The 18,862-nt window shown below is 67.4% G+C and carries 12 protein-coding genes, 1 tRNA gene and 1 pseudogene; 12 read left to right on the plus strand and 2 right to left on the minus strand.

Going from position 1 to position 18,862, the window contains the following annotated elements; translation table 11 throughout:
• Positions 1-39: 39 nt before the first annotated feature.
• The 12 genes and pseudogenes from JS528_RS06970 to JS528_RS07025 all read left to right on the plus strand — a co-directional run.
• A pseudogene (locus tag JS528_RS06970) lies at positions 40-219 on the plus strand (hypothetical protein); the annotation flags it as partial.
• A 339-nt stretch (positions 220-558) separates the two neighbouring features.
• Complete coding sequence (locus JS528_RS06975; RefSeq protein WP_240541392.1) at positions 559-2,550, plus strand: alpha-amylase family glycosyl hydrolase; 1,992 nt, start codon at positions 559-561, stop codon at positions 2,548-2,550.
• A gap of 116 nt (positions 2,551-2,666) precedes the next feature.
• Complete coding sequence (locus JS528_RS06980; protein WP_214358363.1) at positions 2,667-3,512, plus strand: TraX family protein; 846 nt, start codon at positions 2,667-2,669, stop codon at positions 3,510-3,512.
• Positions 3,513-4,018: 506 nt separating this feature from the next.
• On the plus strand, positions 4,019-5,041 hold the full coding sequence (locus tag JS528_RS06985; RefSeq protein WP_214358364.1) for a LacI family DNA-binding transcriptional regulator: 1,023 nt from the start codon (positions 4,019-4,021) through the stop codon (positions 5,039-5,041).
• 506 nt (positions 5,042-5,547) lie between these two features.
• Positions 5,548-7,434: a molecular chaperone DnaK gene (gene dnaK, locus JS528_RS06990; RefSeq protein WP_214358365.1), complete on the plus strand. Its 1,887-nt coding sequence runs from the start codon at positions 5,548-5,550 to the stop codon at positions 7,432-7,434.
• A gap of 11 nt (positions 7,435-7,445) precedes the next feature.
• A complete protein-coding gene (gene grpE, locus JS528_RS06995) occupies positions 7,446-8,111 on the plus strand; it encodes a nucleotide exchange factor GrpE (RefSeq protein ID WP_214358366.1) in 666 nt (221 codons plus the stop codon).
• A 259-nt stretch (positions 8,112-8,370) separates the two neighbouring features.
• Positions 8,371-9,411 (plus strand): DnaJ C-terminal domain-containing protein, encoded by a 1,041-nt coding sequence (locus JS528_RS07000; protein ID WP_214358367.1) that lies wholly within the window; start codon positions 8,371-8,373, stop codon positions 9,409-9,411.
• A 115-nt stretch (positions 9,412-9,526) separates the two neighbouring features.
• Positions 9,527-10,102: a heat shock protein transcriptional repressor HspR gene (locus JS528_RS07005; protein WP_214358406.1), complete on the plus strand. Its 576-nt coding sequence runs from the start codon at positions 9,527-9,529 to the stop codon at positions 10,100-10,102.
• Between the two features lie 189 nt (positions 10,103-10,291).
• Positions 10,292-10,966 carry an HAD family hydrolase gene (locus JS528_RS07010; RefSeq protein ID WP_214358368.1) on the plus strand — a complete coding sequence of 225 codons (675 nt, stop codon included), beginning with the start codon at positions 10,292-10,294 and terminating at the stop codon, positions 10,964-10,966.
• A 7-nt stretch (positions 10,967-10,973) separates the two neighbouring features.
• Entirely contained in the window at positions 10,974-11,660 is a 687-nt protein-coding gene (locus tag JS528_RS07015) for a VTT domain-containing protein (protein ID WP_214358369.1), read from the plus strand.
• A 173-nt stretch (positions 11,661-11,833) separates the two neighbouring features.
• Positions 11,834-11,906: transfer RNA gene (locus JS528_RS07020), tRNA-Ala, on the plus strand.
• Between the two features lie 284 nt (positions 11,907-12,190).
• Positions 12,191-13,768 carry a C69 family dipeptidase gene (locus tag JS528_RS07025; protein ID WP_214358370.1) on the plus strand — a complete coding sequence of 526 codons (1,578 nt, stop codon included), beginning with the start codon at positions 12,191-12,193 and terminating at the stop codon, positions 13,766-13,768.
• A gap of 112 nt (positions 13,769-13,880) precedes the next feature.
• Here the strand turns inward: JS528_RS07025 and JS528_RS07030 are convergent, their stop codons facing one another.
• Together JS528_RS07030 and JS528_RS07035 are read right to left on the minus strand one after the other, a co-directional pair.
• Positions 13,881-16,229 carry a YhgE/Pip domain-containing protein gene (locus JS528_RS07030; protein WP_214358371.1) on the minus strand — a complete coding sequence of 783 codons (2,349 nt, stop codon included), beginning with the start codon at positions 16,227-16,229 and terminating at the stop codon, positions 13,881-13,883.
• On the minus strand, positions 16,226-18,859 hold the full coding sequence (locus tag JS528_RS07035; RefSeq protein ID WP_214358372.1) for a YhgE/Pip domain-containing protein: 2,634 nt from the start codon (positions 18,857-18,859) through the stop codon (positions 16,226-16,228). Before JS528_RS07035 ends, JS528_RS07030 begins: the two co-directional genes overlap by 4 nt.
• Positions 18,860-18,862: the final 3 nt, after the last annotated feature.

Consider the following 18,862-nt stretch of genomic DNA (forward strand, 5'->3'; position numbering starts at 1 on the left):
ACTGCCGTATCGCAGCCGATGCGTTCTGAAAGGAATCCAATGGAACCTCTTGTCTCCTCCCTGACCGTGGCGAACGCCACGCCCGCCGATCCGGCATTGCCCTGCCCCGACTATCCCGTCTACGAGGGCTCCGACCTCGGCGCCCGTGTAGACGCCGACGGCACCACCTTCCGCGTGTGGGCGCCGACCGCCTCCGGCGTCACCCTGCGCCTCTTCGCCGCCGGCTCCGATGCCGTTGCGGATAACCGTACGGATGCCGTGGGTCACGGCACGGCTGCCGCGGATCATTCCGCGTATACCGCGTCTGGCTCTGCGGGTGCCGTGACTGACTCCGGCAATCCCACGCAAGACTCCGGGGTTCCTGCGGTCGGCTCCGGGAATCTCACGGATAACTCCGGGATTAATAACGAAAAAGCGTGCCGAATCCCGGAGTCTCGGGTGAAATTCCCGGAGTTATCCGTGGAATCCCCGGAGTCGGGTGTGGGAATCCCGGAGTCGGGTGTGGGAACCCCGGAGTCGGGCGCGAGCGACCTGAAGACAGGCCGCGCGCCCGTCGCGATGCACGAGCTCGCGCCCGGCGCCGACGGTACGTGGGTGGTGCGCTGCGACGGCGTCGGTCACGGCACGTACTACGACTACGTCGTGCGCTTCCCCGACGGCACCGCCCACCGCACCGCCGACCCGTGGGCGCGCGCGGCCGGCGTCAACGGCCGTCGCAGCATGGTCGTCGACCTCAGTCGCACCGACCCGGACGGCTGGGCCGACGACCGTCGCCCGCGCGTCGCCGCCCGCGACCTCGTCATCTGGGAGACGCACATCGGCGACTTCAGCAACGACCCGCACTCCGGCGTCCCCGCCGAACACCGCGGCACCTACCTCGCGTTCACGCACGACGACACGAGCGTCGACAGCGAGGGCGGATTCCCCACGTGCGTCGCGTACCTCAAGCGCCTCGGCGTCACCGCCGTGCAGCTCATGCCGTTCTACGACTACGGCTCCATCGACGAGTCGCTCGCGCGCGACGACCCGCGCCACGGCTTCAACTGGGGCTACGACCCACTCAACTACAACGTGCCCGAGGGCTCGTACTCCACCGACCCGTTCCGCGGCGAGGTGCGTATCCGCGAGTGCAAGCGCATGATCCAGGCGCTGCATGCGGCCGGCATCAAGGTCATCATGGACGTGGTCTACAACCATCTGTACTCGACCGACAACTGGTTCGAGCGCATGATCCCCGGCTACGCGCTGCGCCGCAACCTCGACGGCACGTTCGCCGACGGCTCCGGCTGCTCGAACGACGTCGCCAGCGAGCATCCGATGATGCGCCGGTACATCGTCGACTCGGTCGTCTACTGGGCGAGCGAGTACCACATCGACGGCTTCCGCTTCGACCTCATGGGACTCATCGACGTGGACACGATGAACGCCGTGCGCGCCGCGCTCGACGCCCTGCCCGACGGCGCGTCGATCCTCATGCACGGCGAACCGTGGTCGGCCCGGCAGACCGCGCTCGAGCCCGGCGCCGGCGTCGTCCTCGGCGACAAGCGCGGTCTGCCGTACCTCGACCCGCGCATCGGCATGTTCTGCGATTCGACGCGCGACGCCGTGCGCGGCCACGTCTTCTTCCAGAAGGAGCCCGGCTACATGACCGGCGCGCCCGAGGACTTCGCCGACGACATCCGCGCCGCCGTCGATGCGTGGCGCGGCACGTCGCGCGAGACCGCGAGCGTCGGCCAGCTCATCCAGTACGTGTCCGCGCACGATGATCTGACCCTGTGGGACAAGCTGTGCGCCGCGATGCGCCGCATGCCCTCCGAGACCGACTACGCCGCCGGCACCGGCGGTGCGGTCGCGTCGTCCGATTCCGTCGGATCCGACGGTCTGTCCATCGCGGCCGCCTCGGTGCAGACCGTCGGCGACTCCGCGGCCGACACGCATGCCGGCGTTGGCCCTGCGTCCGGCCCCGTCGATTCCGTCTCCGACGGTCCGGTGACCGACTTCGGCCCGTGCGCCGACCTCATGCGCGCCAACCGCCTCGCCGCCGGCATCGTCTTCGCGGCCGCCGGCGTGCCGTTCCTGCTCGGCGGCGAGGAGTTCGCGCGCACCAAGCACGGCGTCTCCGATTCGTTCAAGAGCCCGGCTGCGTTGAACCGTCTCGACTGGCGTCGCGCCCGCGCCCTCGGCGATCTGGTCGACCACTACCGCGCGCTCGTCGCCCTGCGCCACGGCAACCCTGCATACTACGGCGGCGCGCGCATGGTCATCCCGCGCGACGACGCGGCCGTCGTCTTCCGCGTGGGCGACGACTGCATCGCCATCAACCCGACCGGCGAGGCGCTCACGCAGCCGACCGTCGCGTTGGAGCAGCCCGGCCCGTATGACGAGGTCGCGAAGATCACGCCCGACGAGTGGGAGTGCCTCTACAGCTCGATCGGCGCCGACGGCCGCGGCGACGGTGATCCTGCCTACGTCGACGGCCCCGGTCCGATTGCGGGGCGTCGTCTGCCCATCCCGCCGTACAGCTTCGTCGTCTGGCGTCGCCGCGGATAGTCCGGTCCGTCCCGGCCATCCCGGTCGGGGCGGATGCGATGCTTATGCCAGGTCCGGATACGGGATATGGTCCGGCGCGTCTGAAGAGGCGGAGGAATCGAATGCAAGGAGCAATCATGCATCAGCGCGACATGGCGCGGCCCGCGGGGTCGTCGCCCGCACTGCGACGGTCCGACTGCGGGCTCACCGCGTTCCGGCTCAAGGTGATCGGCGCCGTGTTCATGGCGCTGTCCGTCGCCTCGACGACACTCATGCCCGCGCTGCTCGGCCCGTCCGCCTCGTCGGACATGCTCTCCCTGACCGAGATGGTCCTGTGCGAGGTCGTCTCGTGGTGCGCGGTGCCGATCTACGCGTGGCTGCTCGTCGAGGGGTTCCGCCGCACGCGCAACGTGTGGGCGTACGCCGGACGCCTCGCCGCGCTCGCCGTCGTGTGCGAGGTGCCGTACGATCTGACGACCTCCGGCAGGGTGTTCGACATGTCCTCGCAGAACCCGGTGTTCGGGCTGCTGATCGCGCTGATCGTGCTCGCCCTGCTCGACTGGGTGGGGGAGCGGGGCGGGGGAGTGCGCGCGCCGGCCGCAGGCGCTTCGCCGGCCGTCCCGGCCTCCGCCTCCCGACCGTCGGCCGCCGGAGGATCCGTCGCACGCGCGCTGGTCTGCCTCGCGATCGTCGTCGCGGGCGTCCTGTGGAACATCCTGATGAACGTCGGACTGCGCCAGCACGTGCTGTACGTCGGCGCGCTGACGCTCGGATTCGCGCTGGTCTTCCGCTATCTCGCCGCGCGCGAGAACACGATGATGATCACCGCCGGACTGCTCGGTGCGATGATGCTCATCGTGCCCGCCGTCGGCGTGATCTTCCTGCACTACCGCAACGGCGAGCCCGGCTGCGCGCGACCGTGGACTAGGTGGGCCTTCTACGCGGTATATCCGGTCCTGCTGCTGGTCGGCTGTCTGTTCTAGCGCGCGCGGCCCGGTCCGCCGCTTTCCGGCGGGTGCCGGCTCCTCGCGACCATGAGTGCGCCTCCCTCATGCGCAGAGAATCGTTCTCAATAACAAACGTGTGAGCCGACCGCACGGAAACACACATTGTCGCACGTCCACGAAACGTTGCAATCGCAATGTTCCGGGGACTTTTTGCGTTCGATTGACAGGTCGTCAAGCCTCACACGTTCGTTATTGAGAACGGTTCTCTGCGCAGGGCGGGGCGGGGCGAGGGCGCCATCCTCGGCCGGAACGGCTCCTCCCCGCGCAGGGGGAGTGATGGAAACCGACCTCGGCCGGAGCGGTTCTCCGCGCATGCGTCCACAATGCCAACGTTCGCAGTATGATGGGATATCGAACTTTCGTGATCGGCGGAGAACGCCGGAACCGCAAGGCGCGACGGGCGTACGCGAGCGACGCATACGTATGAATCAGACGAACACCGCGACGTGCGGACGGACCGCACATGACGCAAGGAGGACCACATGGCCAAGGCGGACATCCACGACGTGGCGAAGGCGGCCGGCGTCTCCATCTCGACGGTCTCCCGCGCCTTCACGCGCCCGGAGCTCGTCTCCGAGAAGACGCGGCGCAAGGTCCTCGACGTGGCCGACCGGCTCGACTTCAACATCTCCCGCTCGGCCACCGCGCTCAAGTCCGGCCGCACGAACCGCGTGGCCCTGCTCATGAACGAGGACATCTCCAGCTGGTTCAACACCGAGGTGTTCGCCGGCATCGAATCGGTGATGCATCCGGCCGGCTACGACATCTCCCTGTTCCAGCACATCGACACTGCGGCCACCCGCCGCGAGTTCTTCACCGACCTGCCGATCCGGCGCAACGTGGACGCGGTGTTCGTCGCGTCGTTCGCGATCGACCCGCACGAGGTGGAGCAGCTGCGGCGCATCCACGTGCCGATCGTCGGCATCAACATCCCGTCGACCGACGGCTTCGACGCGTCGATCAGCATCGACGACGAGGGCGGCATGCGCAAGGCCGCGCAGCATCTGATCAGCCTGGGCCACCGCCGAATCGTCTACCCGTGCTCGGAGGCGGTGGAGGACATGGGAGCCTCGATCGACGCCCGCGCCCGCGGCTTCATCCGCGCGTGCGAGGAGGCATCGGCCCGTCGCGACCTCGACTGGCGCGTGCTCACCGTGCCGCGCGGCCCGGAGTTCGTCGACTCCGCTCTCTCCGCACTGCTCGCGCTCGACGAGTTCCCCGACGCGATCTGCTGCCAGATGGACATGATGGCGATCCCGCTGGTGCTCAAGCTGGAGCGCTACGGCCGTTCGACGCCGCGCGACTACTCGATCGTCGGCTTCGACGACAGCATCTACGCGCGTGAGATGGGGCTGACCACGATGCGCCAGGACCCGCGCGCGATGGGCCGGGCGGCGGCGGACAAGGCGCTGAGACTCATCAACGGCGAGGACTTGGGCGAGGCGCACGAGATCGTCGAACCCCAGCTCGTCCTGCGCGGCACCGACGCGCCGTACGCGGCCTAGTCCCATCCCTCTCGCCGCGCAGAGAACTGTTCTCAATAACAAACGTGCGAGGATTGACGGGCCGTCAATCGAACGTAAAAAGCCCTTGGAACATTGCGATTGCAACGTTTCGGGGGATGTGCGATAACGTGCGCTTCCGTGCGGTCGGCTCACATGTTTGTTGTTGAGAATGGTTCTCTGCGCGCATAGGTGGGGCGTGCGGTCTTGCAGGGGATGGTGGATGACGGAAATCGGGATGCCGACGGGCTTGTGTGCGGCGGGCCCGTGGCGGCCGACCTGGGTACGCGCTCAAAGTTGAGTGAGGATCGCTCAAGTTTTTTCTGGAATTTGGGAATAGAACTTGCGAGTCGGAAGTTGAGTGGTGTAGGCTCAAGTTTTGGAAGGTTCGAGAACCACCCGGAACTCGAGCGAAGAACGTAAGAGAACATGAGACGCGACCGCACGGGTCCGCCGCCGCAGGCGACGGCAGTCCGGACGGGCGCGCAAGAGCAAAAGGAGCACACATTATGGCACGTGCAGTTGGTATCGATCTGGGAACCACGAATTCCTGCATCGCCACCCTCGAGGGCGGCGAGCCCACCGTCATCGTCAACGCCGAGGGCATGCGCACCACGCCGTCCGTGGTCGCCTTCAGCAAGTCCGGCGAGATCCTCGTCGGCGAGGTCGCCAAGCGTCAGGCCGTGACGAACGTCGACCGCACCATCTCCTCCGTCAAGCGTCACATGGGCACCGACTGGACCGTCGAGATCGACGGCAAGAAGTGGACCCCGCAGGAGATCTCCGCGCAGATCCTGATGAAGCTGAAGAGGGACGCCGAGGCCTACCTCGGCGAGCCGGTCACCGACGCCGTCATCACCTGCCCGGCGTACTTCAACGACGCCCAGCGTCAGGCCACCAAGGACGCCGGCAAGATCGCCGGCCTGAACGTCCTGCGCATCATCAACGAGCCGACGGCCGCGGCCCTCGCCTACGGCCTCGAGAAGGGCAAGGAGGACGAGCGCATCCTCGTCTTCGACCTCGGCGGCGGCACCTTCGACGTCTCCCTGCTGGAGATCGGCAAGGACGACGACGGCTTCTCCACCATCCAGGTCCAGGCCACGAACGGCGACAACCACCTCGGCGGCGACGATTGGGATCAGAAGATCATCGACTGGCTCGTCTCCGAAGTCAAGAACAAGTACGGCGTCGACCTGTCCAAGGACAAGATCGCCCTGCAGCGTCTGAAGGAAGCCGCTGAGCAGGCCAAGAAGGAGCTGTCCTCCTCGACCTCGACGTCCATCTCCATGCAGTACCTGGCCATGACCCCCGACGGCACCCCGGTCCACCTCGACGAGACGCTCACCCGCGCCCACTTCGAGGAGATGACCTCCGACCTGCTCGGCCGTTGCCGCACCCCGTTCAACAACGTGCTGCGCGATGCGAACATCTCCGTGAGCGACATCGACCACGTCGTGCTGGTCGGCGGCTCCACCCGTATGCCGGCCGTCAAGGAGCTCGTCAAGGAGCTCACCGGCGGCAAGGAAGCGAACCAGTCCGTCAACCCGGATGAGGTCGTCGCCGTCGGCGCGTCCATCCAGTCCGGCGTCATCAAGGGCGACAAGAAGGACGTCCTGCTGATCGACGTGACCCCGCTTTCGCTGGGCATCGAGACCAAGGGCGGCATCATGACCAAGCTCATCGACCGCAACACCGCCATCCCGACCAAGCGTTCCGAGGTCTTCTCCACGGCCGAGGACAACCAGCCGTCCGTGCTGATCCAGGTCTACCAGGGCGAGCGCGAGTTCGCCCGCGACAACAAGCCGCTGGGCACCTTCGAGCTGACCGGCATCGCGCCGGCGCCGCGTGGCGTCCCGCAGATCGAGGTCACCTTCGACATCGACGCCAACGGCATCGTGCACGTGTCCGCCAAGGACAAGGGCACCGGCAAGGAGCAGTCGATGACCATCACCGGCGGTTCCGGCCTGCCGAAGGACGAGATCGACCGCATGGTCAAGGAGGCCGAGGCCCACGAGGCCGAGGACAAGAAGCGCAAGGAGGAGGCCGAGACCCGCAACCAGGCCGAGGCGTTCGCCTACTCCACCGAGAAGCTCGTCAACGACAACAAGGAGAAGCTGTCCGACGAGGTGGCCAACGAGGTCACCGAGAAGGTCAACGCCCTCAAGGAGGCGCTGAAGGGCGACGACATCGAGAAGGTCAAGAGCGCGCAGAGCGAGCTGATGACCTCCGCCCAGAAGATCGGCCAGGCCCTCTACGCCCAGCAGGGCGCCGAAGGTGCCGCCGGCGCGGCCGGTGCCGGTGCCGCGGGTGCCGCGTCCGGCTCCGCCTCCAACGGCGGTGACGACGACGTGGTGGACGCCGAGGTCGTGGACGACGACGACAAGGACAACAAGTAAGGTCCCGTCCGATGGCTGAGTTCAACAAGGACGATTACCTGAAGGATCTGCCGGACGCCGACGACGCTCGCGACGCGAACCCGTCGGCCCCGGCCGACACCCCCGCCGACGCGGCCGCCGCCGAGGCACCCAAGGCCGACGCGAAGCCCGCCGACGACGCGAAGCAGGCGGACGCCCAGTCCGCCGCCTCGGACGGCTCCGACGCCAAGGCCGACGACAAGTCCGCCGAGGGTGACACCCTGACCCCGCTGGGCCAGGCCAAGAAGGAGGCCGCCGACTACCTCGAGGCCCTGCAGCGCGAGCGCGCGGAGTTCATCAACTACCGCAACCGCGCCAAGAAGGAGCAGGAGCGCTTCCGCCAGCACGGCATCATCGACGTGCTGACCGCGCTGCTGCCCGCCCTCGACGACATCGACCGCATCCGCGCCAACAGCGAGATGGACGACTCCTTCAAGGCCGTCGCCGCGAAGATCGACAAGGCGTTCGAGAAGTTCGGCGTCGAGAAGTTCGGCGAGGCCGGCGAGGACTTCGATCCGACCAAGCACGACGCGATCCTGCACAAGCCGGACGCGAACGCCGAGAAGGAGACCGTCGACACCGTCGTGGAGGCCGGCTACCGCATCGGCGACCGCGTCATCCGCGCCGCCCGAGTCGTCGTCGCCTCCCCGCAGAACTGACCCTCCCCTGAAAGGAGTTTGCGGAAGTCGCCTAGGTGCTCCCGCAAACTCCTTGAGGTGAGCAAGCAGCGGACGGGCCGTACGATTCGCACCCAAGTGAGCGTGGGGCGGATGGTTCGCGTATTGAGACCGTAAAGACTTGGCCAGAGCGGCCCGGAGCGTGTCCCAATGGGCGAACCATCCGCCCCACGCGGCAACGTACGGAAATCACAATCACACACGTCAACAACACACACGAAACACACGAAAGGAGACATGAATGGCTGAGAACGAATGGCTGAGCAAAGACTTCTACAAGGTCCTTGGTGTCTCCAAGGACGCTTCGGACGACGAGATCAAGAAGGCGTACCGCAAGCTCGCCCGCAAGTATCATCCGGACGTCAACAAGACCAAGGAGGCCGAGGAGAAGTTCAAGGACATCTCCGAAGCCTACGACGTGCTGAGCAAGAAGGAGGATCGTCAGAAGTACGACGCGATCCGCCAGTTCGGCATGGGCGGCGCCCGCTTCGCCGGCGGCTCCGGCTTGGGCGGCTTCGACGCCTCCGGATTCTCCGACATCTTCGGTTCGATGTTCGGCGCCGGTGCGGGATCGGGCATGGGCGGCAACGGCTCGCGCATCCGCTTCTCGACCTCCGGCGGCGGCAACCCGAACCTCAACGACATCTTCTCGATGTTCGGCGGCGCGGCCGGTGCCGGCGCGCAGGGCGGCTCGCCCTACGGCGCGTACGGTGCGGGCGGCAACGCCGGCGGATACTCCTATGAGGAGCCGCCGCGTCCGACCAAGGGCAAGGACCGCAACTCGAAGATCACCCTGACCTTGCGTCAGGCGGCCAAGGGCGCGACCGTGTCGCTGTCCGTGGACGGCACGAAGTTCAAGACGCATGTCCCCGCGGGCGTGCGCGACGGCCAGAAGATCCGTCTGGCCGGCAAGGGCCATGCGGGCCTCAACGGCGGCGCGCACGGCGACCTGTACCTGCAGGTGTCCGTCAAGCCGGACTCCAAGTTCACGATGCGCGGTCACGATCTGGTGATGGATCTGCCCGTGAGCGTGGGCGAGGCCGTCGCCGGCGCGAAGGTCGAGGCCACCGACATCGACGGCGAGACCGTCACGTTCAAGGTGCCCGCCGGCTCGTCCAGCGGCACCGAGGTGAAGGTCGCCGGCAAGGGCGTGCAGGCCGGCAATACGCCGGGCGACCTGATCGGCCGCGTGATGATCCAGGTCCCGGTCAAGCCGGGCCTCGGCGTCAAGCACGCCGCCAAGGAGTTCGACAAGGCCGCGGGCGACTACATCCCGCGCTGAGTCCGAGACGAGACCGACGTCTCGTCGGTCGAGTCGCGGGGCGGACGGCCCGCCGCCGAGGGGAGCCGTCACCCATGTTCGTAGTATGTCCTCATCCGTCACGGGGAGGTGAATGATGGCGAGAATCGCACGTGAGCTGCGCCAGTTGTACGCGATGTGCGCGACGGCGCTCGTGCTCGGTCGCGCCGATCTCGATGGTGCCGACGACGCCGGGTTCGACCTCGAACTGCCGGTGTTCACCATCGGGCAGGCCGCCGAGGTCGCCGGCATCCACCCCCAGACCCTGCGTCAGTACGATCGCGTCGGACTGGTCGTCCCGCAGCGCACCGACGGCGGCGCCCGCCGCTACTGCCTGCGCGACATCGACCGCCTCGTCCAGGCGCAGAGGCTCACGCAGACCGAGGGTATCAACCTGTCCGGCGTGACGCGCATCCTCACGCTGCAGGAGGAGAACCGCCAGCTGCGCCGTCAGGTGCGCCGGCTGCAGTCCGCCGGAGAGGAGAGCGTGTTCGCCGCCGGGCGCGACGGCGACATCGTCGAGATGCAGCGTTCGAACAGCGCGCGCATGTGGCGTCGCGCGATCCGCACGCAGATGCGCGAGCTGCCGGGGCGTCCGGCCTCCCACGCGTCGCGCGGCGGCGGCGCGTTCGCCGGTCCGTCCGACGACAAGTCGTTGGTCATCTGGCGCTGAGCGTTCGTCCGGAGCGGACGGCGCGATCCGTCCATTCGTCGAAACGGACGTCGGGTATCCATTCCGGCGTCCGTTTTCGTGTTTCCGGTGTGGTGCCGCGATTCGCGCGACGTGTCTGTCGCGTCGCTTTGATGAGATTGAACCGAACGGAAAACCGCGCGAAGGCGCGTATGACGGACGGAGGAAATCATGCTGCTCAAGGCGGTGTTTTGGGATCTCGACGGCACTCTGATCGATTCGGAGCCGCTGTGGCACGACGGCGAGATGGAGATCGCCGCGGCCAACGGCGGCCGGTGGAGCGAGGAGCTCGGCTGGGAGTGCTCCGGCACTCCCGTGCCCGACGTGGCGCGACGTATGATCGAGCACGGCTGCACCCTGTCGGTCGAGGAGATCGACCGGACGCTCAAGCAGTACGTCTTCGACCAGGAGAAGCTCCACATGCCGTGGATCGACGGCGTGCTCGACACCCTGCGCTCGCTCAAGGAGGCCGGCGTCCCGTCGATGCTCGTGAGCACCTCGCCGCGTCCGATCGTCGAGAACGTGCTCGCCGCGGCCCCCGGCCTGTTCGCCGGCTACGTGTGCGGCGACGACGATGCCAAGCACAAGCCGGATCCGGCGCCCTACCTGCTGGCCGCTTCGAAGCTCGGCATCGCGACCGAGGACATGGCCAAGTGCGCGGTGCTGGAGGACACGATGGTCGGTCTGACCGCCGGCGCCGCCTCCGGCGCGACCACGATCGCGCAGACCTGCACGATCCGCACCGACACCTCCAACGGTCCGCAGTTCGCCTCGATCGACGGCTATGAGGGCATCGACGCGGCCGCGATCGACGCGTTCGTGCGTCAGCGCGCCACGGTAGAGTGACGGCGTTATGGCTTTCATCAATTTCATCATCGAACTGCTGAAGGATCCGCGCGCGGCGATCGCCGGGTGGATCGCGATGGGCGTGGCGCCCACGCTGGGCTTCATCTTCCTGATCGTCTTCATCGAGACGGGCGTGGTGTTCTTCCCGTTCCTGCCCGGTGACTCCCTGCTGTTCGCTGCCGGCGTGTTCGCCGCGCCCGACGCCGAGACCGGCAAGGCCGCGCTGCCGCTCATGTGGCTGCTGCCGGTCGTCTGGCTCGCCCCGATCGTCGGCGACGAGTGCAACTACTTCATCGGCCATTTCTTCGGCCGCCGCATCATCCAGTCCGGCAAGGTCAAGGCGATGACCCCCGAGCGCATCGCCAAGACCGAGAAGATGATCGAGAAGTGGGGCCCGCTGGCGGTGTTCCTGGGCCGCTTCTTCCCGTTCATCCGCACGTTCATGCCGTTCATCTCCGGCATCTCCGGCATGCGTTGGAGCCGTTTCGCGCCGTTCAGCGTGCTCGGCGGCCTGGTGTGGTCGTCGCTGTTCACGTTCCTCGGCTACTTCTTCGGCAACATCCCGGCCGTGCAGAAGCACTTCGAGCTGGTGATCGTGCTGATCCTGCTGGTCTCCCTGGCGCCGACCATCGTCGGCCTGTTCAAGGCGAAGTTCGGCAAGAAGAAGGCCGCCCCGCATCACGCCGCGGAGTGATCGGTCGAAACCGGCGCTCCGGAACGATGGCCCGGCCCCTTGAGGCCGGGTCTTGTCGTATGGTCGCACAATATGTGGAGAAATTGTGACGTATTGGGGAACGTCGGGTGACTCGGTCGCAACGGGTGATTATTATCAATCGAGTTGTCCTGCGAAGCAAGACAACAAACCAAGGGGCTGTAGCTCAGTTGGTAGAGCGCTTCGTTCGCATCGAAGAGGTCGTGGTTTCGATTACCATCAGCTCCACAAACCCTCCGGAATTCCACCTCCGGAGGGTTTTTCTTTTTCCCGACGAACCCTGAAACGTCCGGATACTACCGAATCGGACGCGGTGAGGCCCTGTCCGGCTCTGAAAACGTCCGATACTACAGGATTGGACGTTTCCGGTGCTGAATGGATCTCCGAAACGTCCGATACTGCGGGATCGGATGCGGGAGCGCTGGCATCCGCGAACCCGGGCCGTCCGTTCCGGGGATTCATCCCTGAGCACGATTTGCCCGGGACCGGTCACGCTCCTAGAGTAGGGCGGCATGTCATGCACCACCATTCTCGTTGGAAAAGCAGCCAGCTACGACGGTTCGACCATCATCGCGCGCGACGACGATTCCGGTTCGGGCCGCTATGACCCCAAACGCTTCGTCGCGGTCGCCCCGCAGGACCAGCCCCGCCACTACCGCAGCGTCCTGAGCCACGTCGAGATCGACCTGCCCGACGACCCGTGCCACTACTCGATCGTGCCGAACGTGCTGAACAACCGCGGCATCCTCGCCGAGGCCGGCGCGAACGAGCACAACGTCGCGATGAGCGCGACCGAGACCATCGCGGTCAACGAGCGCGTGGCCGCGGCCGACCCGTTCGTCGAGCTCGTCCCGGCCGACGAGACCGCCGGCACCCCGGAGACGCCCGGCGGCATCGGCGAGGAGGACATCATCACCCTCGTCCTGCCGTATGTGAGCACCGCGCGCGAGGGCGTCACGCGTCTCGGCGAGCTGCTCGAGACGTACGGCACGTACGAGTCGAACGGCGTCATCATCTCCGACGTGGACGAGATCTGGTACGTCGAGACGATCGGCGGCCACCACTGGATCGCCCGCCGCGTGCCCGACGACTGCTACGCGACCATCCCCAACCAGCTGGGCATCGACGACTTCGACCTGTCCGACGCGTTCGGCGAGCGCCGCGAGTACATGTGCAGCGCCGACCTGCGCGAGTTCATCGTCGACCATCACCTTGACCGCACCATGCGCGCGCACACCTCGCGCCGCGCCGCCGCCACGCACCGCCGCGACCGCTTCAACCCGCGCGTCGTGTTCGGCGCCTCCACGCCGCGCGACCACATCTACAACACCCCGCGCGCGTGGTACATGCAGCGTCACCTCAACCCGAGCGAGGACTGGGATTCGCCCGCCGCGCGCTTCACGCCGGCCTCCGACGACATCCCGTGGTGCCGCGTGCCCGAGAACAAGGTGTCGATCGAGGACATCGACTTCCTGCTCGGCTCGCACTTCGAGGACACGCCCTACGACCCGTACGGCACGCTCGGCACGCCCGAATCGCGCCACCGCTATCGTCCGATCGGCGTCAACCGCACCGGCCACATGGTCGCGATCCAGCTGCGCCCGTACGTGCCGGTCGTCTCGAGCGCGGTCATGTGGATCTCGTACGGCTCCGGCCCGTTCACCACGGCCGCGCCGTTCTACGCGAACGTGGACGATACGCCCGCCTACCTGCGCGACACGACGCCCGAGGTGTCGACCGACAACCTGTACTGGACGAACCGCCTGATCGCGGTGATCGCCGATGCGCACTGGTACGAGACGCAGCACGAGATCGGCGCGTACATCGAGGCGACGCGCGTCTTCGGCCATCGCCTGGTCGAGGACACGGACTCGGCGATCGACGAGCTTCTGTCCGACGACGGCGAGGCGTCCGCCAAGGACGAGCCGGCCGCGGTGCGCGATGCCCGCGTTCCGGAGGCGCTCGCCGCGGCGAACGACCGCATGGCCGGCTACCTCGAGCGTCACGCGCGCAAGCTGCTGAACGACGTGCTCTACACGTCCAGCAACCACATGCGCAACAGCTTCGCGATGTCCGACCGCTGGGCGTGACGGCGTGAGGACTTGGGCTCCCTTCCCCGAAGAGGGGAGCCCAGATGCGGGACCGCCGGAGCCCGGGACGCGACGGGGACCACGCGGCCGGGCGCGGGCGGACGATCCGCCCTCACATCACCTTGGTGCTTTCAAGGTTGCGGATGATCCAGTCGTTGAGGCGGATCACGGGCTTGCGCAGCATGAGCCCGAGCAGCAGCGAAGGCACCAGGAACAGGGCCAGCTTGCCCATCGCGATCCAGTACTCCATGCCGTAGGCGCCGGCCATCGCGGAGTGCATCGCGTCGACCGCGTACGGGAACAGCAGCCAGCGGGCGACCACCTGGAAGAACGGCGGCAGGGTCTCCAACGGGAACGTGCCGCCGGAGCCGGCCACCTGCATGACGAGCAGCACCACGGCGATCGCCTTGCCGATGTCGCCGAACGACACCGTGAGCGTGTACACGAGGTTCGAGAACACGAGCGCCGCGAGCCATCCGACCATCAGGAACTGGATCGGATGCTCGCACTGCACGCCCAGATACAGCAGGTCGCCGAGGCACACGAGCGTGCCCTGCATGAGCGCGAACAGGCCGAAGATCATGTACCGGCCGAAGTACTCGTGGTGCAGTCGCAGCCCGAACTGGCGCGCGTTGCCGGGCGACTCGGAATGCGGCTTGCGCAGCACGTCGAGCATCGCGCCGGGGCCCGCCGCGCGGCCGATCAGCACCGCGTCGCGCAGGTCCACGTCGGCGCCGAGCGGCAGGTTGTTGCCGAGCCCGAGGATCTTCGCCTTCTCATGGTCGGAGATCGACACCTTCATCATCGCGACGAGCACGATCGCGCCCACCCAGATCGACAGGATCGTGTAGAACGGCGTCATCGCGGAGCCGTAGTTCGCGATCGGATAGATCGCCTTGCGGTCGACCTTGACCGGCGCGGAGAGCATCGTGGCGATCTCCTTCGGGTCGGCCGAGGTGATCTTCGACAGGTCCATCCCGCCGGCCTCGCCCGACCCGCCGGACGTTCCGGAGACCAGCCCCGCGAACTTCCCGTTCAGCCCGTCCAGCTTCGCCGCCGACCCCTTGAGCGCCTTCGCCACGTCGTCCAACGTGGCGCGCGCGTCCTTGAGCCCGTCGCCGACCCCGTCGGTCAGCGAGCCCATCCCCGAGGTCGTCGCGCCCAGCGCGTCGACGACGTCGCCGGTCCTCGCGGTGAGGTCGTCCATCGACGACTCCAGATCGGCCAGCTGCGGCCTGAGCTTCGTGCGGTACGTGCGCGCGGCCTCGTCCACGGAGGCGCGCGCGTCGGCGACCCGCCGCTTGAGGTCGGCGCGCGTCGTCTCGGCGCTCGCGGTGCCGTCCGTGATCTGCTTCGCCGCGTCGCCCAGCGCCGTCGCGGCCTCGCCCAGCTTCGACTGGGTCGTCGCCGCCTGGTCGGCCGCCGCGCCGAGCGCGTCGCGGACCGCCGGCAGCGTCGCGGATGCGGCGAGCGAGCGCAGCGCCTCCGCGTACCGTCCGTACGCGTCGGCCTGCGACTGCACCTTGGCCTGCAGGTCGCCCAGCGCCGCGGCCGTCTGCCCGGTCTGCGTCTTGACACCGTCGAACGCCGCGTCGATCTCCTTGTCGACCGCGTCGTACGCCTGTCCGGCGCGCTTCAGCGCCGCCGAGGCCTGCGTGCTCGCGCCGTCCAGCGCCGCCTTGAGTCCGTCGGCGCCCGACTTCGTCTGCGCCATCGCCTTGCCCGCGTCGCCCGCCGACGAGCCGGTCGAGCCGATGAGCTTGTCCGTCGAGGCGACGATGCCCTCGGTCGATTTGATGAGGTCCGCGTACGCGCCGACCTGCGCGGAGGCGGCCTTGAGCTGCGCGGACATCGCCTTGACGTGGCCGGTCGCGTTCGCGAGGTACTGCTGCATCTGCGGGGTGTCCGCGTACTTTGCGACGTTCGACGCGAGCCCGATCGCGACCTGTCCGATGGTCGTGACGAACGTCTGGTCGATGGTCGTGGCGACGGTCGTGGCGCCCGCGTCGGTGATGTGCGGGGCGATCGGGTTGATCTTCTCGTTGAGGTAGTAGTCGAGTTCGGCGTGCTTCATCTTCGGGGCGAACAGCGTCATCATGTCCGCGCTGAAGCGCTTGGGGATGACGAGCGCCGCGTAGTACTCGCCCGAGTGCACGCCGTCGATCGCCTTGTCCTTGGACACGAACTGCCAGTCGAGCTGCTTGTTGGCGCGCAGGGCGCTCACGACGGTCTCGCCGACGTTGATCGGCACCGGCATGAGGTCCGACTGGTATCCCTTGTCGGTGTTCGCGACGGCGACCTTGAGCGCCTTCGTGTTGCCGTACGGGTCCCAGCTCGCGGCGATGTTGTACCACGCGTACAGCGCCGGCACGATCACGAGGCCGACCGCCACGATGATCGCGATCACGTTGCGCGTGGCCTGCTGGACGTCGCGGGCGAAGATACGCCAGATGTTCCTCATCGCGTGCCTCCCTTGCCGTCGCCGTCATGACCGTGGGCGCCGTGTCCGCGCCGCCGTTCGTGCTCGTGCCGTCCGCGCCGCCAGATGTACCCGTTGAGCATCACGTCGCGCAGCTGCTCCGCGGTCATCGCGCCGGTCCCCAGCTGACGCGAGTAGCTTTCGCGCGTGTACTCGACGACGATCAGGTACACGTCGATGACGATGATCGACACGATCCACGCGGTCAGCATCGCGATCTTCGCGCGCGTGACGAACAGCAGCACGAGGAACACGAGCGGCAGCACCGTCAGCAGCGCCAGACCCGAGACGATGAACTTCGGATATCGCGTGAAGAACCGGTGCGCGCGGCGCGTGATGATCTCGCGCAGCTCGTCCGAGTCGGACGCGGCGCGGAACACGGACGTCAGGCTGGCGCGCTCGTTGACCATCGAGTTGTGCTCGGTGATCATGAGGTCGGTGTCGCCGAGGCGGCGGTCGAACAGGGCGTTGAGGTTCATCGCGTACCGGCGCACGACGAGGCCGACGAACAGCGCGACCGGCAGGTAGTAGGCCAGATGCAGCATGTCGAGCCAGTAATGGTTCGCGTACATGCCGCCGATCGGTCCGCGCATCGCGTTGATGCCGTACGTGAACGGCAGCCACGGGTGCAGCTCACGGAAGAAGTTCGGCATCATCTCGATGGGGTAGAGGCCCGAGGCGCCTGGGATCTGCATGATGACGAGGATCACCGCGACCGCCTTGCCGATGTGCCGGAACGCGACCGCCAGCGCGTAGATGATGTTGATGTAGACGAACGAGCAGAAGACGCCGGCGAGCACGAACAGCACCGGATGCGCGCACTGGATGCCGAGCACGAGGTCGCCGATGCATGCGATGACCGCCTGCAGGAAGCCGATCGTGACGAGCAGCATCCACCGGCCGAGGTAGGCGTGCGTGGCGTTGAGCCGTCGCAGTCCCTCGCGGTCCACCTCGAGCTTGTAGATCGCGATGAGCACGAAGCCGCCCACCCACAGCGCGAGGTTCGTGTAGAACGGCGTGACCGCCGAACCGTAGTTGGCGATCGGGTAGACGGTCTTCGTGGCGAGCGTGACCGGACTGCCCATGAACTCGCCGAACTCCTTGTCGTCGATCTTCAGCCGGTCGCGGATCCTCTGGTAGACGCCGGAGCTCTGCAGCGTGGCGACGTCGTCGCGCACGGTCGTCACGTCGGATTCGAGCGACTTGAGCGAGTCGCGCGTGCCGCCGATCGTCGTCGACGCCTCGGCGAGCGTGCCGTCGAGCTGGCCGAACAGGCCGTCCGCCTGCGCGACCGTGGATTTGAGGGAGACGATCGTGCCGTTCAGGGTGCCGTTGAGCGCGGCGAAGCCGTTGAGCGAGGCGTCGAGGTTCGGCATGATCGTCGTCGTCAGGCTCTGCCGGGCGTCGCCGATCCCCGCGATGCCGCCGTTCGTGGCCTCCCCGGCCGCGTCGGAGAGATGCTGCGTGGCGCTTTTGCCCACGTCGATGAACGTGGTCGCGTTGCTGTGGAACCGGTCCACCTGCTGTTGCTGCTTCGTGACCGTGGCGTCGAGATCGTCGATCTGGCTCCAGATGCGCGCGCCCAACGGGTCCGAGGTGTGCTCGTCGATGCCGGCGCGCGTGAGTGCGGCCTTCACGTCCGCGATCGCGGCGGCCGTGTCGTCGAGCGGCCTGGAGATCGTCGAGGTCATGCGGTCGACCGAATCCTGCGCCTGGTCGAGCGAACCGGTGATCGTGCCGGCGGCCGCGTTCGCATGCACGGCCACGCCGGACAGGCCCGCGGAGCCGGCGTCGAGCGCGCCGGTGAGCGTTCCGGTGAAGCCGCGCGAGCCGTTCATCGCGGCGTCCAGCAGCGTGCCCGTGCGCGTCGAGACCCGCCGGGCGGCGTCGAGCTGGTCGTCGAGCGCCGCGAGCGTCCTGCGCGCCCCGGCGACGGTGTCGCGCGACTTGTCGAGCGAGGCGCGCGTCCCGGCGAGCGTGTCCGACGCCTTGCGGATGCGCGCGTTCGTCGTGTCGAGATCGGCGAGGATCTCGTCGGTCGTGGCGTTCGCCTTGTCCTCGATGTCGTCGCCCGCCTTGGTGACGGCCTTCGCGACGACCTTGCCGACGGTCGCGACGAACGTCTGGTTGATCTGCTCGTCGATCGTGCTCGCGCCGGTGTCCGTGATCTTCGGCGCGATCGCGTTCTTCTTCTCGTTGACGTAGTACGTGATCTTCGGGCGCTCGCCGGAACCGGTCACCGCGTTCGCGAGGCTGGAGCTGAAGTCGTCGTCCATCACGATCGCCGCGTAGTACTCGCCCGACTGCATGCCCTCCATCGCCTGCGCGCGCGAGACGAACCGCCAGCCGAGCTGATGGTTCTTTTCGAGCTGCGCGACGACCTGCTTGCCGGCGTCCATGCGTCCGGCGAGCGGCGAGTCGGTGCCCTTGTCGTCGTTGACGACGGCGACCTGGAGGTTGCCGGTGGCGGAGTACGGATCCCAGTTGGCGAGGATGTTGAACCACGCGTACAGCGACGGGATGATCGCCACGCCGAGCGTGACCACCACCGCCACCGGATTGCGCAGTATGCGTGTCAGATCGCGCGTGAACACCTGCCAGATCGTCCGCATGCC

The organism is Bifidobacterium santillanense, assembly GCF_018555385.1.
GTDB classification, from domain to species: domain Bacteria; phylum Actinomycetota; class Actinomycetes; order Actinomycetales; family Bifidobacteriaceae; genus Bifidobacterium; species Bifidobacterium santillanense.